General features: G+C 62.1%; 26 protein-coding genes. 14 read left to right on the top strand and 12 right to left on the bottom strand.

All coding sequences use genetic code 11. The annotated features are described in order from the left end of the window. The first annotated feature begins 3 nt into the window (after nt 1-3). Nucleotides 4-1347 (top strand): acetyl-CoA carboxylase biotin carboxylase subunit, encoded by a 1344-nt coding sequence (accC, locus tag NKH50_RS26950; protein ID WP_352882129.1) that lies wholly within the window; start codon nt 4-6, stop codon nt 1345-1347. Between the two features lie 15 nt (nt 1348-1362). Further along, nucleotides 1363-1980: a leucyl/phenylalanyl-tRNA--protein transferase gene (gene aat / locus NKH50_RS26945; protein WP_352882126.1), complete on the top strand. Its 618-nt coding sequence runs from the start codon at nt 1363-1365 to the stop codon at nt 1978-1980. Between the two features lie 84 nt (nt 1981-2064). On the opposite strand, the gene NKH50_RS26940 is transcribed toward aat, so the two are convergent. The 3 genes from NKH50_RS26940 to NKH50_RS26930 all read right to left on the bottom strand — a co-directional run bounded on the left by NKH50_RS26940 (nt 2065) and on the right by NKH50_RS26930 (nt 3559). Next, nucleotides 2065-2433 carry a hypothetical protein gene (locus tag NKH50_RS26940; RefSeq protein WP_352477513.1) on the bottom strand — a complete coding sequence of 123 codons (369 nt, stop codon included), beginning with the start codon at nt 2431-2433 and terminating at the stop codon, nt 2065-2067. Between the two features lie 89 nt (nt 2434-2522). Next, a complete protein-coding gene (locus NKH50_RS26935) occupies nt 2523-3005 on the bottom strand; it encodes a DUF2155 domain-containing protein (RefSeq protein WP_254817093.1) in 483 nt (160 codons plus the stop codon). Nucleotides 3006-3160: 155 nt separating this feature from the next. Beyond that, entirely contained in the window at nt 3161-3559 is a 399-nt protein-coding gene (locus NKH50_RS26930; protein WP_254817092.1) for an NADH:ubiquinone oxidoreductase subunit NDUFA12, read from the bottom strand. Between the two features lie 253 nt (nt 3560-3812). On the opposite strand from NKH50_RS26930, the gene NKH50_RS26925 reads away from it, so the two are divergent. The 5 genes from NKH50_RS26925 to NKH50_RS26905 all read left to right on the top strand — a co-directional run bounded on the left by NKH50_RS26925 (nt 3813) and on the right by NKH50_RS26905 (nt 8815). Then, the gene (locus NKH50_RS26925) at nt 3813-4973 is read left to right on the top strand and encodes a helix-turn-helix transcriptional regulator (RefSeq protein ID WP_352882124.1); all 1161 of its coding nucleotides are present in this window, start codon (nt 3813-3815) and stop codon (nt 4971-4973) included. A 205-nt stretch (nt 4974-5178) separates the two neighbouring features. Beyond that, nucleotides 5179-6579 carry an ArnT family glycosyltransferase gene (locus NKH50_RS26920; protein ID WP_352882122.1) on the top strand — a complete coding sequence of 467 codons (1401 nt, stop codon included), beginning with the start codon at nt 5179-5181 and terminating at the stop codon, nt 6577-6579. Nucleotides 6580-6673: 94 nt separating this feature from the next. Beyond that, on the top strand, nt 6674-6973 hold the full coding sequence (locus NKH50_RS26915) for a hypothetical protein (protein ID WP_352646745.1): 300 nt from the start codon (nt 6674-6676) through the stop codon (nt 6971-6973). Nucleotides 6974-7119: 146 nt separating this feature from the next. Continuing rightward, the gene (locus NKH50_RS26910; RefSeq protein ID WP_352649225.1) at nt 7120-8331 is read left to right on the top strand and encodes a hypothetical protein; all 1212 of its coding nucleotides are present in this window, start codon (nt 7120-7122) and stop codon (nt 8329-8331) included. 142 nt (nt 8332-8473) lie between these two features. Next, nucleotides 8474-8815, top strand: coding sequence for a hypothetical protein (locus tag NKH50_RS26905; RefSeq protein ID WP_352649224.1), 342 nt, complete (start codon nt 8474-8476; stop codon nt 8813-8815). Between the two features lie 16 nt (nt 8816-8831). On the opposite strand, the gene NKH50_RS26900 is transcribed toward NKH50_RS26905, so the two are convergent. The 4 genes from NKH50_RS26900 to NKH50_RS26885 all read right to left on the bottom strand — a co-directional run bounded on the left by NKH50_RS26900 (nt 8832) and on the right by NKH50_RS26885 (nt 12314). Then, complete coding sequence (locus NKH50_RS26900; RefSeq protein WP_352649223.1) at nt 8832-9320, bottom strand: GNAT family N-acetyltransferase; 489 nt, start codon at nt 9318-9320, stop codon at nt 8832-8834. A gap of 1 nt (nt 9321) precedes the next feature. Continuing rightward, nucleotides 9322-10821: an Asp-tRNA(Asn)/Glu-tRNA(Gln) amidotransferase subunit GatB gene (gene gatB / locus NKH50_RS26895; protein WP_352649222.1), complete on the bottom strand. Its 1500-nt coding sequence runs from the start codon at nt 10819-10821 to the stop codon at nt 9322-9324. Between the two features lie 190 nt (nt 10822-11011). After that, entirely contained in the window at nt 11012-11443 is a 432-nt protein-coding gene (locus NKH50_RS26890; RefSeq protein WP_023717464.1) for a CBS domain-containing protein, read from the bottom strand. Between the two features lie 100 nt (nt 11444-11543). Beyond that, entirely contained in the window at nt 11544-12314 is a 771-nt protein-coding gene (locus NKH50_RS26885) for a rhomboid family intramembrane serine protease (RefSeq protein WP_352508576.1), read from the bottom strand. A 392-nt stretch (nt 12315-12706) separates the two neighbouring features. On the opposite strand from NKH50_RS26885, the gene NKH50_RS26880 reads away from it, so the two are divergent. The 4 genes from NKH50_RS26880 (at nt 12707) to NKH50_RS26865 (ending at nt 16073) form a co-directional block, all read left to right on the top strand. Continuing rightward, nucleotides 12707-13345, top strand: coding sequence for a PAS domain-containing protein (locus NKH50_RS26880; RefSeq protein ID WP_352649221.1), 639 nt, complete (start codon nt 12707-12709; stop codon nt 13343-13345). Between the two features lie 117 nt (nt 13346-13462). Further along, entirely contained in the window at nt 13463-14080 is a 618-nt protein-coding gene (locus NKH50_RS26875) for a PilZ domain-containing protein (protein WP_254817716.1), read from the top strand. Nucleotides 14081-14339: 259 nt separating this feature from the next. Beyond that, entirely contained in the window at nt 14340-14939 is a 600-nt protein-coding gene (locus tag NKH50_RS26870; RefSeq protein ID WP_352649241.1) for a transglutaminase-like cysteine peptidase, read from the top strand. 213 nt (nt 14940-15152) lie between these two features. Further along, on the top strand, nt 15153-16073 hold the full coding sequence (locus NKH50_RS26865) for an HNH endonuclease (protein WP_352882118.1): 921 nt from the start codon (nt 15153-15155) through the stop codon (nt 16071-16073). Nucleotides 16074-16162: 89 nt separating this feature from the next. On the opposite strand, the gene NKH50_RS26860 is transcribed toward NKH50_RS26865, so the two are convergent. Next, nucleotides 16163-17059, bottom strand: coding sequence for a LysR family transcriptional regulator (locus tag NKH50_RS26860; protein ID WP_352882116.1), 897 nt, complete (start codon nt 17057-17059; stop codon nt 16163-16165). Nucleotides 17060-17155: 96 nt separating this feature from the next. Between NKH50_RS26860 and NKH50_RS26855 the strand changes: the two genes are divergently transcribed. Next, nucleotides 17156-18364, top strand: a complete 1209-nt coding sequence (locus NKH50_RS26855) for an MFS transporter (protein WP_352649219.1) — start codon at nt 17156-17158, stop codon at nt 18362-18364. Nucleotides 18365-18373: 9 nt separating this feature from the next. After that, nucleotides 18374-19120 (top strand): SDR family oxidoreductase, encoded by a 747-nt coding sequence (locus NKH50_RS26850; RefSeq protein WP_352882114.1) that lies wholly within the window; start codon nt 18374-18376, stop codon nt 19118-19120. Between the two features lie 57 nt (nt 19121-19177). Here NKH50_RS26850 and NKH50_RS26845 read toward each other — a convergent pair whose 3' ends face one another. After that, nucleotides 19178-19705, bottom strand: a complete 528-nt coding sequence (locus NKH50_RS26845) for a gamma carbonic anhydrase family protein (protein WP_352649217.1) — start codon at nt 19703-19705, stop codon at nt 19178-19180. Nucleotides 19706-19723: 18 nt separating this feature from the next. Continuing rightward, nucleotides 19724-20068, bottom strand: a complete 345-nt coding sequence (locus tag NKH50_RS26840) for a DUF6949 family protein (protein ID WP_352882112.1) — start codon at nt 20066-20068, stop codon at nt 19724-19726. Between the two features lie 120 nt (nt 20069-20188). On the opposite strand from NKH50_RS26840, the gene NKH50_RS26835 reads away from it, so the two are divergent. Next, nucleotides 20189-20920, top strand: a complete 732-nt coding sequence (locus NKH50_RS26835; protein WP_352882110.1) for a hypothetical protein — start codon at nt 20189-20191, stop codon at nt 20918-20920. Between the two features lie 276 nt (nt 20921-21196). On the opposite strand, the gene NKH50_RS26830 is transcribed toward NKH50_RS26835, so the two are convergent. Next, nucleotides 21197-21400, bottom strand: a complete 204-nt coding sequence (locus tag NKH50_RS26830) for a DUF3126 family protein (RefSeq protein ID WP_023674799.1) — start codon at nt 21398-21400, stop codon at nt 21197-21199. A gap of 212 nt (nt 21401-21612) precedes the next feature. Then, nucleotides 21613-22461 carry a serine O-acetyltransferase gene (cysE, locus tag NKH50_RS26825; protein ID WP_254817710.1) on the bottom strand — a complete coding sequence of 283 codons (849 nt, stop codon included), beginning with the start codon at nt 22459-22461 and terminating at the stop codon, nt 21613-21615. Nucleotides 22462-22541 lie beyond the last annotated feature (80 nt).

The following is a 22541-nucleotide window of genomic DNA, read 5'->3' as shown; positions in this document are numbered from 1 at the left end:
AAGATGTTCCAGAAAATCCTCATCGCCAATCGCGGCGAAATCGCCCTCAGGGTGCTGCGCGCCTGCAAGGAGCTCGGCATCCAGACGGTGGTGGTGCATTCGACCGCCGACGCCGACGCCATGCATGTGCGTCTCGCCGACGAGAGCGTCTGCATCGGCCCGCCTCCGTCGCGCGACAGCTATCTCAATATCCACCAGATCGTCGCCGCCTGCGAGATCACCGGCGCCGACGCAGTGCATCCCGGCTACGGTTTTCTGTCGGAGAACGCCAAGTTCGCCGACATCCTCGCCGCGCACAACATCACCTTCATCGGCCCGACCGGCGACCATATCCGCATTATGGGTGACAAGATCGAGGCCAAGCGCACGGCAAAGCGCCTCGGCATCCCCGTGGTGCCCGGCTCCGAGGGCGCGGTCACCGAGGACAGGGAAGCCAAGCGCATTGCCGCCGCGATCGGCTACCCCGTGATCATCAAGGCGTCGGCCGGCGGCGGCGGGCGCGGCATGAAAGTGGCGCATAGCGAAGCCGACCTGGAGGTGGCGCTGCAGACGGCACGCTCGGAGGCGGGTGCGGCCTTCGGCGACGACGCCGTCTACATCGAGAAATATCTGCAGAAGCCGCGCCATATCGAGGTGCAGGTGTTCGGCGATGGCGCCGGGCGCGGCGTGCATTTCGGCGAGCGCGACTGCTCGCTGCAGCGCCGCCACCAGAAGGTCTGGGAAGAAGCGCCCTCGCCTGCGCTCAATGCCGAGGAGCGCGCGCATATTGGCGGCGTCTGCGCCAGGGCGATCGCCGATCTCGGCTATTCCGGCGCCGGCACCATCGAATTCCTCTATGAGGACGGCGAGTTCTATTTCATCGAGATGAACACGCGCCTGCAGGTCGAACATCCGGTGACCGAGGCGATCACCGGCATCGATCTCGTGCACGAGCAGATCCGCGTCGCCTCGGGCGGCGGGCTTTCGGTGCGCCAGGAGGATATCCGCTTCCACGGCCATGCCATCGAATGCCGCATCAACGCCGAGGATCCGCGCACCTTCACCCCCTCGCCAGGCACCATCACCCACTTTCACACGCCGGGCGGCCTCGGTATCCGCGTCGATTCCGGCGTCTATTCGGGCTACAAGATCCCACCCTACTACGACAGCCTGATCGGCAAGCTGATCGTGCACGGCCGCAACCGCGTCGAGTGCATGATGCGGCTGCGGCGCGCGCTCGACGAATTCGTCGTCGACGGTATCAAAACGACGCTGCCGCTGTTTCGCGACCTCGTTGGCAACGCCGACATCGCCAATGGCGACTACGATATCCACTGGCTGGAAAAATACCTGGCCGAAGGCGAGTGATACAGGGGCGAAGCGATGACCCGTCCCTACGCACCCGGTTATCGCATCCCGACCGACCTTTTGCTCAAAGCCTATGCCTCCGGCGTCTTCCCGATGGCCGAAAGCGCCAATGACCCCGAAGTATTCTGGGTGCGGCCGGAGACGCGCGGCATCATTCCGCTCGAGGGGTTCCACATACCGAAAAGCCTGAGAAAGACGATCCGCAAGAACCTGTTCGAGTTCCGCATCGATTTCGACTTCGAGGCGACGATCGAGGCCTGCGCCGAAAGGCGCGAGGAACGTCGGTCGACCTGGATCAACGCGCCGATCCGCGAAGCCTATATCGAGCTGCATCGGATGGGCCATTGCCATTCGGTCGAGGCCTGGCACAACGACCGGTTGGTCGGCGGGCTCTACGGCGTATCGCTCGGCCGCGTGTTTTTCGGCGAGAGCATGTTCGCCAGGGAGACCGACGCGTCAAAGGCCTGCCTGGTTCACCTCGTCGAACGCCTGAAGGCGCGCGGCTTTGCACTGCTCGACACCCAGTTCACCACCGAGCATCTCAAACGCTTCGGCGCAATCGACGTGCCGCGCGGCAAATACGAGAAGATGCTGGCCGAGGCGCTGAAGGGCGAGGCTTCGTTTTTTCCATAACCTGGAATGGTTCATCATTTCAAAGAAACGCAATTCCGGACGGAAAGCCGTTCACACTCTTCCTGGAATTGCTCTATCGGCCGCTCAGCCTTTTGCTGGCGTCGGCAGCGGCGTCTGTGCGTGAAACATCATTTTCCAGCCATTGACGCGGTGGACATAGCCAGTACTGACCAGCGCCGCATAGGCTTCGCCATTTTGCCGGGTCGCACGCGCCTCGTAGGTCAGCATGACGATGTCGCTGCCCGGCTCGATGATGCCCTTGAGGTCGATGTCGAGATCGCGCCAGCGCTTCGGGTCCGTGGCGGTTTCGGCCAGATCGGTATTGCTCATCACCCGCGCCATCTGGGGGAAGGCCACCAGGCATTCGGTATCGGCATTGGCCTTGAAGTAGTCGGCGTCGCCGCTCCAGAATCCCCTTTCGATGTCGAGAAGTTCGTTCTTGTTGGCCATCATCATGGCAACCTCCTCCGTAGAGAGGCACCAACGCTCGGGCAACGCGGCGGTTCCGCAAGGCGCGGGTATCCACCGCGCGCTGACAGATTCTAGTTGGTTTTGGGGGCGGCGGGTGCCGGCACGTCGGACTTCTGCTTGCAGCCCTTCAGCCAGATATCATAGACGGCATGCTCGACGGCGTTGATCCCGGGGCTTTCGGCAAACATCCAGCCGGTGAAGATACGGCGTATCTTCCGGTCGAGCGTGATCTCGTCGACCTCCACGAACGAATCCGTCTTCGGCTCTTCGTTTTCGGGCCGCGAATAGCAGATGCGCGGCGTCACCTGCAAAGCGCCGAACTGCACCGTCTCGTCGATATAGACATCGAAGGTGATGATACGGCCGGTGATCTTGTCGATGCCAGCGAATTCAGCGACGGGATTGGTGAGGCGTTCGGATACTGCCGGTGCTGCAGGCGCCACCGACGCGTCAGGCGCGGGCGGCGCCAATTCCTGCGCAGCAGCAAGCGTCACCATAGAAGCGAGAACGACCGCGGTTAATCCGCCCGTCAAAATTCGGCTGAACATGCTCATGCAAGGTCCGGTGGTTTGCGCCCGGGTGATTCTCTTAACGCCAAGGCTAGTTGCTGCTGTCGGATCAGCAAACAGCTAAACAGTAATTGTGGCGACAAAGGACCGCCCCGTGGGGACCGCGCCCTTGGGGACCGCGCGCCTGTCGCGGCGATCGATCACGAACCGGGCGTCCAGGCGTCGTAGTCGCCCGTCACCTGCGGACGATGCCGGTTGGTCAGCACCGAGCCCTTCGGCCGATAGGCTGCGGGGCTGCCGGTGAGGTTCGGCACATGCGGCTTTTGCCAGTCGCGTGGCTTGTAGTCTTCGCTTGGCGGCGGAACGTCTACACGGTGATGGATCCAGCCATGCCAGCCGGGCGGAATCGCCGAGGCTTCCGAATAGTCGCGGTAGATGACCCAGCGGCGGGTGCGGCCTTCCGAATCGACGCCGCCTTCATAATAAACGTTGCCGACCTCGTCCTGCCCGACCTTCTTGCCATGCCGCCAGGTGTGAAAGCGCGTTCCCAATGTCTGGCTGTTCCACCAGGTGAAAAACTGCAGAAGGAAAGTCTTCATCCAAATCCTCGTGGCAAGTCCTTGTGGCAAGTCCTCGCGGCGGCTGCGGCGCCTGTTCCTGCTTATGGCGTCACGGCATTGCGAAGGCAAGGGTCTTGCCGCAACCGGCGAGCAAATGGCTGACGGAAAAGCGATACGTTCATGCTATTTTCGCGGCCGTCCGAAGCAGATGAAATAAGTTGTTGGCAATCTTACGCAGCGTTATTCTAACAGTTGATGCTTCGTTGCCTAGGACGGCAAATGAGAGGGGTTTATGTCATCGCTGGCGCGCACGGCCGGTCGCGCATTGCCGCAGGTCGTTGAGGCGATCTACGATTCGATTGCCGACGTCGACCGCTGGCAGGCGACACTCGAGGCCATCTGCAATCTGGCGGAAGGCCGGCTTGCCATGCTCGCCGTCATCGACACGATCAGCAGCTCTGCGCGGTTTTCGGTGTCCTGCGGCGATCCCGCAGTTCTTGAGCCGTTGAAGCATGACTACGGCTCGCAAGTACCGTTCTATGCGGCGGTTCCCAAGATGGAGATCGACGTGCCCTTCACCGTCGATTCGATCTACGCCCTGCAAGGCCCGGATACACGACAGAGATGGCTCGAAAGCCGCATCGTGCGCGAATGGGTACAACCCAACCGGCTGGACGATTTCTTCTGGGTGGCGTTGATGAAGCGGCCGACCCGGATCGGTACGCTAATGGTGGTGACCGACAAGGACAGACGCCAGATTTCCCGCGAGGATCTCGAGCTTGTCTGCCTGCTGGCGCCGCATGTGCGGCGCGCGGTGACCATCGGCGACCTGTTCGAGGCCGAGCGGCGCAAGGCCGAAATCTTCCGCTCCATCATCGAAAGCCTCGACCATCCGGTGCTGATCGTCGCCGAAGACATGACCATCATCTTCGCCAACCCGTCAGCCGAAGCGCTGCTCGCCGAAAACATTTCGGTCGCTTGCGTGCGTGGCCAGCTGTCCTTCACCTATGCCAATGCCAACGCCGCGATCGGCCGTGCCGTCCAGCTCGGCACGCGCGACGAATTCGCACTCGGACCTTGCGGCATCAACATTCCCCTGGCCAAGACGGCCGTTCCTGCGGTGGCCCATGTTATGCCGCTGGCGCGGCGTGAAATCTCGGCGCGCATCTCGCAGCGCGCCGCCGCAGCGATCTTCATCGCCGCGGCCGGTTCGACACCGACCCAGGCGCTGGACGCCATTGCGGCGCTGTTCGGACTGACCGCGGCAGAAAGGCGAGTCGCCGGTCACGTTGCCGCCGGCCTGACGCGAAAGGAAATCGCCGCGGCCGGGGGCGTCTCGGACGGCACCGTCAAGTCGCAGCTGGCGACGATCTTCGACAAGACCGGTACCGGCGATCAGCGCGAGCTCGAACTCTTGATGCGTGAATTGTCACCGCCGTTGCGCTCCAGTTGATTTGCGCAGATTCTCGAACCGGCGGTGGTCCAAAGGACTCGGTCGGTAAGTTTTTCAACCTTTGACACCATCGTCCGCAAAATCTGGGAAACGAAACCGGCATCGTTGCAATTCGACCAAAATCGTGGTGCGGTCGTTCGCGGTCCAGAAACGCAGCACTCTGCTCGGCTGGAAAGAAAATGGTTTCTGGCGCGGATCTCAATCTTTGACACCGACATCTACCGAGCGGCTGCTCCCCTACCTCTTTTTGCTTGGGCTGATCGTAATCGCAGTCGCTTTCCGGCCACTGCTGCCCGTCGACGAAACGCGATATCTCAGCGTCACCTGGGAAATGTATCTGAGCGGACAGATCTTCGTCCCGACGATGAATTTCGCGCCCTATCTGCAGAAGCCGCCTCTGCTGTTTTGGCTTATCGACCTTGTCTGGAAGATTTTCGGCGCCAGCCGGCCGGCCGCGATGCTGGTCATCTTCGCCGCCTCCTCGCTCGTCATCTGGCTGACGACGGCTTTGGCAAAGACCCTGTTTCCGGGCCGCGACGACATCGCACGGCGCATCCCCTGGCTGGTTGCTGGAAGCAGCGTGTTCGTCATCTATTCGACGCTGATCCTATTCGACCTGTTGCTGACGGTGTTTGTGCTCGCCGCGCTGTTGTCGTTGATTGCCTTTGCCCGGAGCGGCAATCGCTGGCAGGCCGTTCTGGCCGGGCTGTTCATCGGCATGGGCGTGCTGACGAAAGGCCCGGTGGTGCTGATCCATATCGGCGCGCCCATCCTGTTCTACCCGTTCTGGCGCGACCGACGGGCGGGACTGACGACACCGAACTTCCTCGCTGGAGTGGGCCTGGCGGTGCTTGCCGCGCTGATTCCGGTGGCGATCTGGCTGGTGCCGGCGACGATCCTGACAAAGGGCAGTTTCGTCTATGATCTGGTCTGGAACCAATCGGCGGGGCGCGTCACCGGCAATTTGCGCAATTCGCACGGCCGGCCGTTCTATTTCTATCTGCTGCTGCTGCCGGTCATGTTCATACCGTGGATCTTCATACCCGAGGTCTGGCGGTTGAAGCTGCGCACGCGGATACGCAGCCTGATCGAGACGAAGTCGCCGGATCTGCGCGCCTTGCGCCTGCTGTCGTTCTCGTTCGTTGCCGTGTTGCTGGCGTTCAGCGCGATATCCGGCAAGCAGCCTCACTATGTCGTGCCGATGTTGCCGTTCGTGACCATCCTGTTCGGGTATTTCATGGCGGAGATCCCGCTCGCCAGGCTGAAAAGCTCGGCCGTCGTCATGCTTGTCATTTTCGGCATCGGCCACGCGGTGGCATCGGCAACCGCGTTCAAACGCTATGACCTGACGCCGCTCGCCAACTTCATAGACGAGCGAAAGGATGCGGACTGGGCCGTGGCTTTCGACTATCAAGGCGAAGTCGGCTTCCTGGCCCGGTTGCAAAGGCCATTCGAAAGCACCGACAAACCGGAAGAATGGCTTGGCTCGCATCCCAGCGGCTATGTCATCGACAAGGTTTCCAAGGATCCCGGCACTGCAGGGCAAATCGCCTTCCGGCTTCGCGTCGAACGCGGTTATCTCGTCGTGCTGAAGGGACAGCATTGACGATCGTCACCGGTATGCGAGTTCGTCCCCCGCGCGGGAGATGAAAGCGTTGCTGCTTCGTGGTTCCATCGCTCGATAGAACCGGGAGGTATTCATGCGCAAGCTCATCTCGACGACGCTTTTTGCCTTATCGCTCGCTGTGGCCGGCCTTGCCGCCGATCCGGCATGGAGCTTCAAATGTCAGTCCGGAACGATCGGGCAAGGCAGTTGCTCCTGCTCCGGGACCGCCGACTGCACCGATATGCGGCACTCCAAAATGTGCAAGGGCGACCTGAACTGCGGTTCGGGCAAGTGCTCCTGCACGGCTGCATTGGTAGTCGACCCCGGCCCGAAAACCCCCAAGCCCAAGGTCGTCGCGCCGAAGGCGACAACCAAAGGCGTCGTGAAGCAGTAGATGTCCGATCCGAAAGGACGGCGGCTCGACGTCGCTGGGCCGGCCCGACGTTTCGCGGTTCATCCCCCGTGCGGGCGATGAACCGCCATCGAAGAAGTGCTGCTGTCTAGCCGGAGGGTGGTTTCCAACGACAGAGCGAGGATACCATGTTGAAAACCTGCATGATGCTGTTCTTCTGCCTGATGGCGGCCACCGCGGCCGCCCAGCCGCCGCCTTCGGGGCCGCCGGTTCCCAGTGCGGCACTTGCCCCATGCAACGCCACACAATCGAACAAGCCGTGCAAAGCCGAACTCGGCGTGTTCCTGATCACCAACACCGTCCGCAACCTGGCGCAAGCCAAGGTCGACGCCACCAACGCACAGCTGGCCGCCCAGGGACGATCGTCACGCGCATCGATCGAATCGCTGAAGCAATGGCGGCCGTCGCGCTTTGCGACGCAGATGCTGAACCAGCCGAACAGCTGGTTTGTCAAAGTTCCTTACATCCTGACCATCAAAGTCTCGATCCCGGTGACCTCCGACCGCCACATCGGCATTCCCATAGACGTCAACGTCTTCTGCAGCGGCTGGCAGACCGATTCCAGCCAGGTCATCATCCGCTCGCAACCCGGCCCGGCGAGCTTCGAGGGCGGCAACATCCTCGAGGACGTTTTCAACGTCGGCAATTACATCGACGCGCAGGTACGCAACTCGTTTTCGGCACCCCTACCGGTGACGACGCCGGTTCCAAATTCGAAATGCTCGGCAATAGACGGCTCCGATGCCGGCACGCAGGCTACCGGCGATGATCTCATCTTCTGGACGGTGCCGCGGCGCAACCTGGTGGTGACGGACGCCATAGCCAAGCCGACGGTTGAAGTCACCTTCGACAGCCTCACACGCCTGTCAGCCCGCGACTTCCACAGCAATGTCGTCTATGCGGAATCCGAGGCTATAAACCTCAACGTCTACGCCAATGAGGACGGCCTTCAGAAGGCGCTGACGATGCGCGAAGGCGACGTGGCTGCGCTGAACCTTCCCGCAGTACGGCTCGACGCGCGAAAATACGATTCGCTGGTGGTCATCGGCAATGTCGACCAGCCGCCGAACGATCCCAGAGACAGCGCCTTCGCAGTAGCGGCCAAGACTGCGGGATTCGGTGCCGGTTCCAAGATCATGCAGATCCCGAAGTGGTATTCGAGGCCTCCGGACCAGTTCAATCCCAAGCCTACATGGATCAGAGTTCCCGCCTATGAGCTGCACTATACGGTACGCTATCTCAATAGCGGCGAGCTGGCCGTCGATGGTGGAACCAGTACGGTCCGGCCTCCAAAAGTCGCCGTTCCGATAAAGACGCTTATCAAGCCGAAAACGCGCTGACGCGGCCGCTCGCGGATCACGGCGGCAGTTCCCGCCATCCCCCGCGCGGCCGATGCGGCAGCGCCGGCGTCATGGCCTGATCTTGCGGAAACAAACGCGCCGCTGCGCCGCGAGCGAGCGGCGCCATCGATGGAGACGCACGATGCTGCACTCGCCCCACACCATGCCCGCCGTCCGGATCATTGCGGCAATCTCGCTGCTTGCCTTCCCGAACTTCCTGCCGCCGGTCACGATCCCGGCGAACGCGCTGCCGGTCAGCCAATCCTGCCGGATCACCACCTATTACAAGACGGCGGCAAAGGCGACGGAGGTTGGCGTGCGCTCGACGTGCCAGGGCGTTAAAAAATGGGGCGTCACCTCGAAATATTACGAGGTCGAAAAGATCGAAGCCGCTACGCCCCCGCACACGTCGGGCGGCGGCGGCAGCCTGCCGTGCGAGTTTCTCGCCGCCGGCTGCTTCAACCTGCCCGTGAAACGCAACTGAGCGCCAGGCGAACGAGCTAGCCGATCGCCTTCTCCAAAACCAGCGCCGGCAATCCTGAGGCGCCGCCGCAATCGGCCGTGTTGCCGGCGGGCGTGAACCCTCTCGAGCGGTAAAAGGCAACGGCCGGAGCATTTGCTTCCTCGACCTCGACGCGCAGCGTTCGGGCCTCCGGAAAGCTGGCCTCGATCTCGTCCAGCAGGGCCTGGCCGATGCCTTGCCTCTGCCAGGCCGGATGCACGTAAAGCTGGTTCAGCATGACGACCCCGGCATCCGTCGTGGCGGCCGCGAAAGCCATGCCACCGATGCTTTTGCCGTCGTCCGCGACCAGGAATTCCGAGTTCGGTCGTGTCAACCGCGCTTTGAGCGCGGCGATCGAATGCCATTCGTCGGTGATTTCGGTGACCCGCGCCGCGCCGTAGATGGCGTCATAGGTGGCGTGCCATGTCTCCACCAGCAATGCGCGCACCGCCGCAAGATCGCGCTCGCTGGCGGTGCGGACGAACATCCTATTCGATCCCGAGCTTGGCCTTGACCAGCTCGTTGACCACCTGCGGGTTGGCCTTGCCGCCGGTCGCCTTCATCACCTGGCCGACGAACCAGCCGGCCATGGTCGGCTTGGCGCGCGCCTGTTCGACCTTGTCCGGGTTGGCGGCGATCACCTCGTCCACCGCCGTTTCGATAGCCCCGGTATCGGTGACCTGCTTCATGCCGCGGCTTTCGACCAGCTGACGCGGATCGCCGCCCTCGTTCCAGACGATCTCGAACAGATCCTTGGCGATCTTGCCGGAGATGGTGCCCTCCTTGATCAGATCGATGACCGCGCCGAGCTGATCGGGCGAAACCGGAGCATTTTCAATACTCTTGCCGGCTCTGTTCAACGCACCCAGCAAATCGTTGATGACCCAGTTGGCGGCAAGCTTGCCATCGCGACCAGCGGCCACCTTCTCGAAATAGTCGGCGACCGCCTTTTCCGATACCAGGATCGAGGCGTCGTAGGTCGACAGGCCGAGCGAGGAGATCAGCCGTGCCTTCTTGGCGTCCGGAAGTTCAGGCAGGTCCTTTGCCAGCGCATCGACATAGGCCTGGTCGAATTCCAGCGGCAGAAGGTCGGGATCCGGGAAATAGCGATAGTCGTGCGCTTCTTCCTTGGAACGCATCGAGCGCGTTTCGCCCTTATTGGGATCGAACAGCCGCGTTTCCTGGTCGATCTTGCCGCCGTCCTCCAGGATGGCGATCTGGCGGCGCGCCTCGGAGTCGATGGCCTGGCCGATGAAACGGATCGAGTTGACGTTCTTGATCTCGCAGCGCGTGCCGAATTCACCGCCAGGCCGGCGTACCGAGACGTTGACGTCGGCGCGCAGCGAGCCTTCGTCCATGTTGCCGTCGCACGTGCCGAGGTAGCGCACGATGGTGCGCAGCTTGGTGACATAGGCCTTGGCTTCATCGGCGGAGCGCATATCCGGCTTCGAAACGATCTCCATCAGCGCCACGCCGGAGCGGTTGAGATCGACATAGGACATCGTCGCATGCTGGTCGTGCATCGACTTGCCGGCATCCTGCTCCAGATGCAGGCGCTCGATGCCGACCTCGATATCCTCGAACTCGCCCTGCCGGTCGGGGCCGACGGAGACGATCACCTTGCCCTCGCCGACGATCGGTTGCTTGAACTGCGAGATCTGGTAGCCCTGCGGCAGGTCGGGGTAGAAATAGTTTTTCCTGTCGAAGACCGATTTGTGGTTGATCTGGGCCTTCAGGCCCAGACCGGTACGGATCGCCTGCTTGACGCATTCCTCGTTGATCACCGGCAGCATGCCAGGCATCGCCGCATCGACCAGGCTGACATTGGCATTGGGCGCGGCGCCGAAAGTGGTCGAGGCGCCGGAAAACAGCTTTGCCTGCGAGGTCACCTGCGCGTGGACTTCGAGGCCGATGATGATCTCCCAGTCGCCGGTGGCGCCGGGAACCAGGCGCTTGGCGTCGGGCGTGCGGGTATCGATGATGCTCATAAGGGCCTGCATATTGGAATTGCGGATATGCGGAACGCATATTTTGGTGTGCAACTTCGCTAGTGCAAACCGCTTCGCGAGACAAGCGCCAAGCCGCAGGTGCCGACGCGGCACAGGCCCGCAGCTGCCGCGATGGACTGCTATAGCAGCTTGAAAAATTCAAATGGCCGGCAACCCGGCCGCCGCCGCCTCATGCCGTGGCGATATAGGCCCTGATCTCCTCGGCCTCGCGCTCGACATCCTCGATGCGCCGCTTGACCACATCGCCGATCGACACGATGCCGTCGAGCAGCCCGTTCTTTTCAACCGGCAGATGGCGGAAGCGACCCTTGGTCATGATCTCCATCACCTCGTTGACGGTGTGGTTCTCATTGCAGATCTTCACCTTGGGCGTCATCGCCGAGCGGATGGCAAGGTCGAGCGCCGCGGCTCCCTCCTTGGCGAGAACCCGCACCACATCGCGCTCGGAAAGAATGCCGACGATCTTGTGATCGCCGTTGGTGATGACCAGCGCGCCGATCCTGTGTTCGGAAAGCATGCGGATGGCTTCGCTGAGCTTTTCGTTCGGCCCGAGCGTCACCACGTCGTGGCCTTTCGCCTCGAGAATTGCCTTAACAGTCATGGCGTCCTCCTCTGCATTTCCTGCCGGCTCCTGCCCTGGCCGGCTTTCCCTGGGATGAACATGGTGCGCCGCGATCGGTTGCTTTTCAAGTGCGGAGGTCTCAGCTCTCCGGCTCCTCCGTCTGCCGGGGCACCTGCTCTCGCCGATCAAAAAACCGCAGGCCGAAGAAGCCGGCAACAAAGCCGCCAATATGGGCTTCCCAGGCGATCTGGCCGTCAATGCCGGGCGCCAGGCCGAAGAGGCCGGTCGCCAGGTTGATCACCATCCACATGGCGAGAAAGGTGACGACGCCGCGCGAGCGGAGGACCGCCGCCATCGGTAAGGGCCGGCCAGCGAAGGCGGCCCTGCCCGACGAGCGGTCGATGCGGAAGCCGTAGCGCGCCGCCGCGCCCATCATGCCGGAAATCGCGCCGGAGGCGCCGACCAGCGGTGCGTCGCCAAGCGGGTGCATGGCCCAGAACAGCGCCACCGCCGCCAGTCCGGTGGCGGCGAAGAACAGGCTGAAGCGCAGCGCGCCGAAGCGGTTGGCCAACGGTGAGCCGAAGGCCGCAAGCCACACCATATTGATGGCAAGATGGGCAAAGCCGCCATGCAGGAAGGCATAGGTAAAAGGGCTTGAAAACGCGAAGAAATCCAGGTCGAAGCGGCCGGAATAGCGAATCGGCACGAAGGCAGCCCGGACAAGCAGTTCGAAGTCCTGGTCGTCGGTCAGCCAATAGACCCGGATCAGATGGACCGCGACGCAGATGCCGATCACCGCCAGCACCACGGGCGGCAGGTTGAACACCGGCTCGCGGCGCTGCTCCGGTTCGCGGGCGACAGGCCCACCCTGGCCCTGCTCGATCTCCGGTGGGCTTTCTGGGTCACTCATATGGCTTGCACTCAGTCGCTGGATTGGACTTCGCGAGCATGTAGATCACGGCCAACCGAATCACAAACGGCGAATCAGCAGGCCCGAATCGAAAAAGAAGCCGTCCAAGGTTTCCCTTGAACGGCTGGTCGAGCCCCCTTGCTCCCCCTGAACTCTTGACTGAAGTGCTGCCGATCGTCGCAAAACGACCGCTTCTGGAGTGGTTTTTGTGTGCCACAGGGCTGGCAGGCGCGCAACGTAAACTAGTTGTTAACCTTAACCGCCCCGACCCGTGAACAAGTATTAACGATGCTGGCACGCATCCTGCTCCGCAACGCATGTAGGTCTTCGGAGGGCGCCCTTCTGTTCACCGATGGGACATCTGAAGACAGAATGCGCGGAGCAGCATTAGCATGAACCAGACCGGATCGATCACGCTGTTCCATTATTGGAACCGGTTGCGTGACGGACGCCCTGCCCCGAAGCGCTCGGAAGTCGAACCGGCCGACATCAAGTCGCTGCTGGCCGACACGTTCATCCTGGAAAAGGACACGCGCGGCGAAGCGGTGTTCCGGCTCGCCGGCACCAGGCTTTGCGCAGTCTATGGCCGCGAATTAAAGGGATTTTCATTCCCTTCGCTGTGGCGCGAAAAGGACCAGCGGCTGATCTCGAAGCTCACCGACGGCGTCTTCGACCTGAAATCGGCGGCCCTCATTACCTATGAGGGTTTCAGCCGCAATGGCCGCTCCAACAGGTTTGAGCTGCTCGCGCTGCCGCTCGACGGCGGGGTCGAGAGCCCGCGCTGCCTCGGCGTGATAAGCGCCGTCGAAAAGCCCTTCTGGCTGGGCGCGGACCCGGTTTTCGACGCGTTGATCGATTCGATCCGTGTCGTCGATCCCGACAAGGAGCCGATGTTCCTGAAGAACCGGCCGGCGATGGAGGTTCCCTCGCTCGCCCCGTCGGAATACGACCCGCCCGAGACGATTTCGGCGCTCGGCCAGGCCCGCCGCATCCGTCACCTGGTCGTCTTCGACGGCGGACGCGAGGAATGATGCCCAAAGCTTAAAGCAACAGCGCCGGATTTTCCCCTTTGTTAACCTGCTTTGTTGTAGTTTTCCGCTGAAATTCCCCGCATCCATGCGCGGAATGCCGAACGGGGTATGGCAGTGATGAGGTCAGCGGCGGTCGACCATGCACCGTCCCAAGCTGAAAGGCGTAACTTTCAGCGCGTCCGCGTGAAGATTTACGGACGCTTCATGCTGGAAGACCGCACCGAACATCCCTGCCAGGTAGTCGACATGTCGCCCGGCAACGTTTCGCTGCGCACCGAGCGCGCCGGCCTGGCTGGCGAAAAGGTCATTGCCTATATCGATCATATCGGACGCATCGAGGGCGTCATTACCCGCACTTTGCAGGATGGCTTTGCGATGACCGTCATCGCGTCGGAGCGCAAGAGGGACAAGCTCGCCGCGCAACTGACCTGGCTTGCCAACAAGCACGAGCTCGACTTGCCGGAAGACCGCCGCCATGAACGCGTCGCGCCGCGCAACCCGACGAGCGTGCTGCAGCTTGCCGACGGACGCCAGTACCAGTGCCGCATCATCGACCTGTCGCTGTCGGGCGCGGCGATCGAGATCGACGTCAAGCCGGCCATCGGCGTCCAGGTGACGCTGGGCACCATGCGCGGCCAGGTGGTGCGCCATTTCGAAGATGGCATCGCCATCGAGTTCGCCGTCATCCAGCGCCCCGAAACGCTTGATACCGAATTCAGCTCACCGCGCGGCTGACGCGGAAGCGTTAGCGCCATCGGGAAGCGAGGCTGGCGACCTTCGCGCCCCCTCGTCCCGCCATCTTAGCTGTTCGAACGGGGCGACGAAGCATGGGAACGCACCCGGCTAGAATCCAAAAACAATTCTATACTCAATTGCATCAAATTTTATGTTTATTCTATTGCTGTTTTACTTAATGTCTACTTCGCGCTTTTGCGTCAAATAAATCCAGCCGTGTCATTGTCTCCTCAAACGGGGAGACGGAATAATGAACAGGATGAGGGGCAAGCTGTTGCTGGCGGCAATAGCGATGCAGCTTTTCGGCTGGGGGACTGCAAACGCGGCGGAGCCGGCCTTCATGCACACCGGCGGCCGCACCACACAGCCGGTCGGTCACTACGAATTGTGCCAGCAGTTTCCGCGGGAATGCAATCAGAGGACGCCTGGCGGGGCACCGGTCGAGCTCACCCGCAAGCTGTGGGCGACAATCGTCAAGGTCAACAATTCGGTCAACAGCAAGGTCACGCCGCGCACCGACATGGAAATGTGGGGCAAGGAGGAAGTCTGGTCCTTTCCCAATAACGGCTTCGGCGACTGCGAGGACTATGCGCTGGAAAAGCGCCGCGAGCTGATGAGCATCGGCGTGCCGGCCGGCGATCTGCTGATGACGGTCGTGCGCCAGCGCAACGGCGACGGCCATGCTGTGCTGACCGTGCGCACCAGTCTTGGCGAGTTCATCCTCGACAATCTCCAGCCCAAGGTGCTGTCCTGGACCAATACCGGCTACACCTACCTGAAGCGCCAGTCCGAGCGGAATTCCGGCGCCTGGGTGACGATCAACGACGGCCGCTCCGACGCGGTCGCCAGCGTCCGCTGAGGACGCGACGCAAAACCCGGTCGAGTCCCCACCCTCCCCGTCCCCAACGACCGGGTTTAAGGAGCCGGCCCCGTCCCCGGGCCGGCTCCACCATTCCCAAGCAAGCGGTTGGCGCTAATTGCAAAACGGCGCAACATCGCCGTGAGGCCTCTGAAACGTGTATGGTGTTGAGATCACCATGTGCAACGCTGCATGATAGTGATGGGGGTCTCAATGGCGGTCACGATCGCGGTAGCTGTAACGGATGGCGACTGGTTCAATCAGCTGCGCCGTCAACCGGAGCTTACTGAAGTCAATTTCTGGTCGCCTTCGCCAAAATCATTCCGAGCTTTGGAACCGGGCGAGTTGTTCCTGTTCAAACTGCATTATCCTATCAACATGATCGTTGGTGGTGGCATCTTCGCTTCATCGACGATCATGCCGCTATCACTCGCCTGGGACGCCTTCGGGGTAGCGAATGGCGCGACCGGCCTTGCCGAAATGCGAACTCGCATTCTTCGCTACCGAAAAATGGACCCGGCTACAGCAGGGCCGGTGGAGATCGGTTGCCGAATACTGACACAGCCCTTTTTTCTGCCCGAGAGCCGGTGGTTTCCTCCCCCTTTGTCTTGGGCAAGAAACCTTGTGTCATTTCGAGGATACGGTACGGACGAAGCAGAAGGCAGGGCCCTTTGGGAAAGCGTTCAAGATGCGATGGCACCAGCTATTGAATCCGCGGGCTTCTCTGAACCCGTACGCTACGGGGAGCCGACGTTGATCCGACCACGGCTTGGTCAGGGAGCATTTCGCCTCGTTGTGACAGACTTGTACGGAAGACGTTGCGCCATAACCAAGGAGCGCACGTTACCAGCTCTGGAAGCAGCACATATTCGCCCTTACGCGGATGGCGGCGAACACTCTGCAAGCAATGGAATCCTCATGCGAAGGGACATCCACAGCCTCTTTGATCAGGGTTATGTCACGGTGTCGCAAGACCACCGATTTGAGGTTAGCGGTCGGATCCGAGAGGAATTTGAGAACGGTCGGCACTATTACGAACTGCACGGATCAGAGATCTCACTCCCGGCCAACAAGAGCCAGCAACCGGATGCGGCGGCGCTGCGCTGGCACAATGAGAGCCGATACCTCGGCTAATGAGCATCATACTGACGGGCTCGATCATTAGGCGCGCTGTCTCACGATCGTTTGTGGGATACGAGCTGCCGTTTGCCGTCGAAACGCTGTTACTTGCCCCTGATACGGAACGCGTCGACAAAGGCGGAAAACGCCGGAGAGGCATGGCGTCGGCTTGGATAGTACAGGTGGTAACCCTGGAACGTCGGGCACCATTTGGTCAGGACTTCCTGAAGAAGGCCACTCTCAATATGTGGCAGGACGAGTTCGCGCGGTAGATAGGCCAAGCCCACTCCGTCAAGCGCGGCCTGGATCGCCGGCCCCATGTTGTTAAGCGTCAGTTGCCCCTCGACCCGAGCACTGAACTCGCGCGCTCCTTCCCGCAATTCCCATGCATAGACCGATCCTGACGTCGGCAGCCGGTAGTTGATGCAGTTATGGTCGGTCAGCTCCTGCGGCGTCTGCGGCGGTGTCCGGTGGGCGAAGTAACGGCGTGAGCCGACGACAGTGTAGGTCACGTCGGCTCCGATGCGCACGGCTACCATGTCCCGGGCAATGGACTCGCCCAGCCGAACACCGGCGTCGAACTGGCGCTCGACGATGTTGGTGAAGGCGTTATCGACCACCAGCTCGACATTGATATCGGGGAAGTCGCTCAGGAACTTTGGCAGCCGGGCGCGGAAGACAATGTCGACCGAATCGTCGGTGCACACCAGGCGAATGTTGCCGGACGGCCTGTCGCGCAGGACGCCGAGAGCGCTGACCTCAGCCGCGATGCCTTCGAAATGCGGTTCGATGCCTTCCTTGAGGCGTTGACCGGCCGCCGTCGGGGCCACGTCGCGCGTGGTGCGAGACAGAAGACGGACGCCAAGCCGCGACTCCAGCGACTTGATGGTGTGGCTAAGAGCCGAAGGAGTGACGCCGAGCTTGGCGGCTGCTCGGGTGAAGCTCCGCGTCCGGGTGATCTCCAGAAACGCGCGCATTTCGGCGAACTCGTCGCGTGGCATTGATGAGCCTCATTCACAACCACATCAAAATTATACCCGCTAGTCGCATTTGGCCAGCCCGACTACTTAATTCGGGAACGGACAGGAGACTGCCTTATGACCATTGAACTCGCGCTGGGCGAGGCCGCCGCTGCTGACAGCACGACGACCCCATGGTCTGCGGTGGTCTGCCTGTCGCTGCTGACCTTCCTTCTAGTCGGACTGGAGTTCCTGCCGGTGAGCCTGCTCACCCCGATCGCTCAGGATCTGGCCGTCTCCGAGGGTCAGGCCGGCCAGGCAATCGCGGTATCCGGATTCTTCGCCGTGGTTACCAGCCTCTTCGGCAACTCGCTGTTGCGAAACGTCGATCGACGGACGGTGGTTCTGCTCCATACGGCAGTGCTGGCCGCATCGAGCCTGGCGGTGGCGGTTGCTCCCAACTTCCTGGTCTTCCTGGCCGGGCGGGCGCTGGTCGGCATCGCGATCGGCGGTTTCTGGTCACTGTCGACGGCCATTCTGGCCCGCTTGGCCCCGGGACCCGACCTGCCCAAGGCCATTGCCTTGCTCCAGGGTGGCACTGCGTTCGCATTGGTGATCGCCGCGCCCGTCGGCAGCTTCCTCGGATCGCTGATCGGATGGCGGGGAACCTTTTTCGTCACTGTCCCCATCGGCCTTGGGGCGCTCGTGTGGCAGTTGGCCGTTCTCCCGAAGATGCCACCGATGGAGGCCGCCTCGGTGTCGAGCATGTTCGGCCTGCTGCGGAATCGCAGATTCGCCATCGGCATGGGCGCAACCGGGCTCGCGTTCATCGGGCAGAACGCGCTCTCGATCTACCTGCGGCCGTTTCTGGAAAACGTGACGGGCCTCGAGGTCAACACCCTCTCAATGGCTCTGTTGGGCGTCGGCCTCGGCGGCCTGGCGGGACTGTCGATCATCGGCCTCATACTCCGGCGGCACCTCACAGCCGTGCTGATCGGGCTGCCGAGTGCACTCGCGGTCTTCGCTCTACTGCTGATTGCCTTTGGACCGTTTGCACGCGCCACGGCCGGCCTGCTGGTTCTTTGGGGACTGTTCGCGACCCCGATCCCGGTGGCGTGGAACACCTGGATGACCACGCTCATCCCTGAAGACCTGGAGGCCGGGGGCGGACTCCAGGTCGCCCTGATCCAGTTCGCGATCGCGGGCGGCGCTATCGCGGGAGGCCTGCTGTTCGACGCGGCCGGCTGGTGGAGCGCCTTCCTTCTCGCCGCCGTCCTGCTCACGGGTTCGGCCTTGCTCGCCGCCTCGGCCGGCCCCCGCACCCGAACTCTTTCAATTCTTGTCTAGGAGAATCTCATGTCCGAAGGAATCGAGAACAAGGTCGTCGTCATCACCGGTGCCAGCAGCGGCCTCGGTGAAGCGACGGCACGCCATCTTGCCGCGCGAGGCGCTTCCGTGGTCCTAGGTGCACGCCGGTCACACCGCATCGACGCCCTTGTCCAGGAACTGACCGCCGCTGGGCTCAAAGCCAAGGCCGTCACTACGGACGTCACCGACGCCGGCCAGGTCCAGAACCTGGTGAACACGGCGGTCCGGGAATTCGGCCGCATCGACGTGATGCCGAACAATGCGGGCCTCATGCCGTTGGCCCCGCTCGAACGGCTCAAGATTGACGAATGGGACCGGATGATCGACGTCAACATCAAGGGCGTCCTTTACGGCATCGCGGCCGCACTTCCGTACATGAAGGAACAGCGATCGGGGCACATTATCAATGTCTCGTCCGTATACGGCCATGTGGTCGACCCGGGTGCGGCGGTCTATTGCGCCACCAAGTTCGCCGTGCGTGCGCTGTCCGAGGGTCTGCGGAAAGAGGTGAAACCCTACAACATCCGCACCACGGTGATCTCGCCGGGCGCTGTCAGCACAGAGTTGCTCGAGCACATCAGCGAGAAGGATATCCAGCAGGACACTAGGGACTTCGTGAGCAAGATCGCCGTGGGGCCGGATACGTTTGCCCGCACGGTCGCCTTCGCGATCAACGAGCCCGACGACGTCGATATCAGCGAGATCTTGTTCCGGCCGACCGCCCAGCCGGTTTGACTTGGAAGGGGCTATGCTTTCGGTATCCCAAGGCCGGCTCCACCATTTCTGGATCGGCTAGACCTTCTTCAGCCCAGCCCTGAATCGCCTGCCGTTGGCCACATAATGCGCGGCCGAGGCGCGCAGCCTGGCGATTGCGGCTTCGTCGAGCGTCCTGACGACGCGCGCGGGCGAGCCGACGATCAGCGAATTGTCGGGGAATTGCTTACCTTCGGTGACCAGCGCGCCGGCCCCGACCAGCGAGTTGTTACCGATCTTCGCGCCGTTCAGCACGATGGCGCCCATGCCGATCAGGCTGTTGTCGCCGATCGTGCAGCCATGCAGCAAGGCACGGTGGCCGATCGTGCAGCCTTGGCCGACGGTCAGCGGAAAGCCGGCGTCGGTGTGCATGATTGTATGCTCCTGCACGTTGGTGTCGGCGCCGACGACGATCGGTTCGTCGTCGCCGCGGACGACGACGCCGAACCAGAAGCCGGCATTGCGGCCGATCCTGATATTGCCGATCAGCGTGGCGTCGGGCGCGATCCAGTTGCTGTCGGCGTCCTCGAAGGCGGGCGCTTTTCCGTCAATCGCGTAGATCGGCATTGCTGTCTCCAGATCGTCTCACACCGACAAGCTGCCAGACCCTAGAAGCGAAGCCGCCCAGGACGCAATGGCGATCACCACCATGCCCAGCGCCAGCGCCCAAATGGTCGCCGTACAGCCGCAGGAGATCAGCGCCAGCACCGAAATGCGACGCTCGCGCCAGGCGTCCAGCGCCTCATTGGCGAACATCCGCGGTCCGGCGCAAGCCGTCGCGGCGAGCGAGCGCAACATGTGCTTCGACGACACATAGGGCTGGACGAAGGCAAGCTTGCGGCCGGCGATCAGCTCCATCGCCGATCCGGCCAGGCCGCAAGCCGTCAGCCCAGCCATAAAACTGAATATGATTTGTTCGACCGGCCCCATCTTTACTCTCCGTTTACCATGAAATCGCACAGTCGTCCGCAAAAGCTGCGAAGCAAGAGCCGTGCCGCGCCGAGATGTGCCGCTCAGGTACACCCGATGAGACGGCAAATGAGGGTCGCGATGAAGCAGGCAACCGCCACAGAGGGCCCGCAACTCAGCGTCGTCGATTCGACGCTGATGAAGCGGGTGTTTTATGCGTTCGCGACGCTGGCGCTGCTTTCCGTGGCGATCAGCCTCGGCGGCAAATGGTTCGGCCGCTCGATCGCCATGGCCGGGTACACCGACGACACCACGGTCCACAAGGTCGCCATCGGCAACAACGTCATCGCCGTGCCGGCCAATGTCATCCGCTTTGCCCAGGCCCGGCGCGACGGCATCGCCTCGCGGCTCGACCTCTATCTGCGCTATCCCGAGATGGACGGCTACAGCGAGGCTGCCCGCGACGACTTCAACCACACCGGACCCAGCAAGGACATCGTCTTCCTGTCGTTCGAGCCGCAGATGATGTCGCGCGACATGAGCGGCCGCTTTGCGCCGATCTACAGTGCGCTGATTGCCAAGCCGGGTACGCCCGGCCCTGGCGGCACGACGCTTTACGCCTTCAGCGAAAAGTCAGGCTATCTCAACGAAGTGCTGGCGGTCGCCGACCGCCCCGGCAAGGATCCGTTTGTCGCACGCTGCCTGAGCGGCCCGAGCGCGGACGAATCGCTAGCGCCCTGCGAGCGCGACATCCTGATCGGCGAGAATCTCAGCCTCACCTACCGCTTCCCGCGGGAATTCCTGGGCGACTGGCAGGCGCTCGACGCGGCGATTTCGGGCGAGGCAGCGCGTGTGCTGAAGACCGGGCGGTAAGCAACGAAACGAGCCGTTCCGTAGCGATCCTTCGCGCCCCTCTCTGTCCTGCCGGACATCTCCCCCACGAGGGGGGAGATCGGCCGTCATCTTGGCTTTCGCCAATCACCAATGTTGCAGGAAGAGCGCAGCGCCGAGGCTGCCAATCTCCCCCCAAGTGGGCCCAAGTGGGGGAGATGGCCGGCAGGCCAGAGGGAAGCGCTGTCCCGCCGGCGTCTTGCAAGGTTCCGTACCCGCCGCTGCGCTTGAGGCGTAGCGGCCAGCTAAATCTCCGGCTCAGGCCAGATCGATGTCGAGGATCGCCATCGAGAAATTATAGTCCCCGTCGTCCTCGTCCTTGAAGACGATGCCGAGGAACTCGTCGCCGACATAGACCTCGGCCGAATCTTCCTTGCGCGGCCGCGCCTTCACTTCGAGTTTTGGGTTCTGGAAGGTGCGCTTGAAATAGGCGTCCAGCTTTCTGATTTCGTCCGGCTTCAACAGTCTTCTCCGATCGTCGCTTGCTAAAGTGCGTCGCGTCTGAAGAGATCGATGCGACGCGCTTTGAATCCTTCTTCATGCATGTCGCTATCCCAAAACCGCTGGGCACTTTTGGGCGACATGCATTGGTGAGCGCGCTTCTGGCACGTCGACAATGGCCATGTAAAGGCAAGCCAGCATAAGGGGCAGGAATTCAGCCCCTGCCCGAGCACTCAGATGTCGAAGCTGACGACGTGGTCCATCGTCTGTGATGGCAACAGCTGGTCCATCTGCCGCGAAGGCTGATCGCAGCCGGTCTCGCCGACGACGCGGGCCGGCACGCCGGCAACCGTCTTGTTGTGCGGCACCGGTGACAGCACCACCGAGCCGGCCGCGATCTTCGAACAATGGCCGATCTCGATGTTACCGAGGATCTTGGCGCCGGCGCCGATCAGCACGCCGTAGCGGATCTTGGGATGGCGGTCGCCGCCGGCCTTGCCGGTGCCGCCCAGCGTCACGCCGTGCAGGATCGACACGTCGTCCTCGATCACCGCCGTCTGGCCGACGACGAGGCCGGTGGCGTGGTCGAGAAAGATGCCCTTGCCGATGCGGGCGGCCGGATTGATGTCGGTCTGGAACACCGAGGACGACCGGCTCTGCAAATACAGCGCAAAATCCTGGCGGCCCTGGTTCCACAGCCAATGCGCCAGCCGGTGCGTCTGGATGGCATGAAAACCCTTGAAGTAGAGCACCGGCATGATGAAGCGGTCGCAGGCCGGATCGCGGTCGTAATAGGCCTGGATGTCGACGCGCACCGTCGTCGACCAATCCTTGTCGTCGGCCGCCATTGCCTTGAATGTCTGGCGAATGAGGTCGGAGCCGATGTCCTGGTGGGCGAGGCGCTCGGCCAGCCGGTGAATGACCGCTTCTTCCAGGTTTTCCTGGTTGAGGATGGTCGAATAGAGGAACGCCGCCAGCAGCGGATCGCGGTTGACCGCTTCCATCGCTTCGTCGCGGATCGAACGCCAGATCGGATCTACCGGCTGCACCATGGTGGGACGAGAAATCGTAACGCTGTTCATCTGATGTCTCCGGCCATCCAATGTCTCGGCCATCCACTGTCTCGGTTGGCGGCTTGCCTATTCTCCGGCCGCACCTATAA

It is taken from the genome of Mesorhizobium sp. M1027, from assembly GCF_040318745.1.
GTDB lineage: Bacteria > Pseudomonadota > Alphaproteobacteria > Rhizobiales > Rhizobiaceae > Mesorhizobium.
This window is presented reverse-complemented; position numbering and strand designations above follow the sequence as displayed.

What these genes read in the sequence shown, in the direction of transcription:
- accC (WP_352882129.1), top strand. Translation starts at nt 4, where the DNA reads ATGTTCCAGAAAATCCTCATCGCCAATCGCGGCGAAATCGCCCTCAGG.
- aat (WP_352882126.1), top strand. Translation starts at nt 1,363, where the DNA reads ATGACCCGTCCCTACGCACCCGGTTATCGCATCCCGACCGACCTTTTG.
- NKH50_RS26940 (WP_352477513.1), bottom strand. Translation starts at nt 2,433, where the DNA reads ATGATGGCCAACAAGAACGAACTTCTCGACATCGAAAGGGGATTCTGG.
- NKH50_RS26935 (WP_254817093.1), bottom strand. Translation starts at nt 3,005, where the DNA reads ATGAGCATGTTCAGCCGAATTTTGACGGGCGGATTAACCGCGGTCGTT.
- NKH50_RS26930 (WP_254817092.1), bottom strand. Translation starts at nt 3,559, where the DNA reads ATGAAGACTTTCCTTCTGCAGTTTTTCACCTGGTGGAACAGCCAGACA.
- NKH50_RS26925 (WP_352882124.1), top strand. Translation starts at nt 3,813, where the DNA reads ATGTCATCGCTGGCGCGCACGGCCGGTCGCGCATTGCCGCAGGTCGTT.
- NKH50_RS26915 (WP_352646745.1), top strand. Translation starts at nt 6,674, where the DNA reads ATGCGCAAGCTCATCTCGACGACGCTTTTTGCCTTATCGCTCGCTGTG.
- NKH50_RS26910 (WP_352649225.1), top strand. Translation starts at nt 7,120, where the DNA reads ATGTTGAAAACCTGCATGATGCTGTTCTTCTGCCTGATGGCGGCCACC.
- NKH50_RS26905 (WP_352649224.1), top strand. Translation starts at nt 8,474, where the DNA reads ATGCTGCACTCGCCCCACACCATGCCCGCCGTCCGGATCATTGCGGCA.
- NKH50_RS26900 (WP_352649223.1), bottom strand. Translation starts at nt 9,320, where the DNA reads ATGTTCGTCCGCACCGCCAGCGAGCGCGATCTTGCGGCGGTGCGCGCA.
- gatB (WP_352649222.1), bottom strand. Translation starts at nt 10,821, where the DNA reads ATGAGCATCATCGATACCCGCACGCCCGACGCCAAGCGCCTGGTTCCC.
- NKH50_RS26890 (WP_023717464.1), bottom strand. Translation starts at nt 11,443, where the DNA reads ATGACTGTTAAGGCAATTCTCGAGGCGAAAGGCCACGACGTGGTGACG.
- NKH50_RS26885 (WP_352508576.1), bottom strand. Translation starts at nt 12,314, where the DNA reads ATGAGTGACCCAGAAAGCCCACCGGAGATCGAGCAGGGCCAGGGTGGG.
- NKH50_RS26880 (WP_352649221.1), top strand. Translation starts at nt 12,707, where the DNA reads ATGAACCAGACCGGATCGATCACGCTGTTCCATTATTGGAACCGGTTG.
- NKH50_RS26875 (WP_254817716.1), top strand. Translation starts at nt 13,463, where the DNA reads ATGAGGTCAGCGGCGGTCGACCATGCACCGTCCCAAGCTGAAAGGCGT.
- NKH50_RS26870 (WP_352649241.1), top strand. Translation starts at nt 14,340, where the DNA reads ATGAGGGGCAAGCTGTTGCTGGCGGCAATAGCGATGCAGCTTTTCGGC.
- NKH50_RS26865 (WP_352882118.1), top strand. Translation starts at nt 15,153, where the DNA reads ATGGCGGTCACGATCGCGGTAGCTGTAACGGATGGCGACTGGTTCAAT.
- NKH50_RS26860 (WP_352882116.1), bottom strand. Translation starts at nt 17,059, where the DNA reads ATGCCACGCGACGAGTTCGCCGAAATGCGCGCGTTTCTGGAGATCACC.
- NKH50_RS26855 (WP_352649219.1), top strand. Translation starts at nt 17,156, where the DNA reads ATGACCATTGAACTCGCGCTGGGCGAGGCCGCCGCTGCTGACAGCACG.
- NKH50_RS26850 (WP_352882114.1), top strand. Translation starts at nt 18,374, where the DNA reads ATGTCCGAAGGAATCGAGAACAAGGTCGTCGTCATCACCGGTGCCAGC.
- NKH50_RS26845 (WP_352649217.1), bottom strand. Translation starts at nt 19,705, where the DNA reads ATGCCGATCTACGCGATTGACGGAAAAGCGCCCGCCTTCGAGGACGCC.
- NKH50_RS26840 (WP_352882112.1), bottom strand. Translation starts at nt 20,068, where the DNA reads ATGGGGCCGGTCGAACAAATCATATTCAGTTTTATGGCTGGGCTGACG.
- NKH50_RS26835 (WP_352882110.1), top strand. Translation starts at nt 20,189, where the DNA reads ATGAAGCAGGCAACCGCCACAGAGGGCCCGCAACTCAGCGTCGTCGAT.
- cysE (WP_254817710.1), bottom strand. Translation starts at nt 22,461, where the DNA reads ATGAACAGCGTTACGATTTCTCGTCCCACCATGGTGCAGCCGGTAGAT.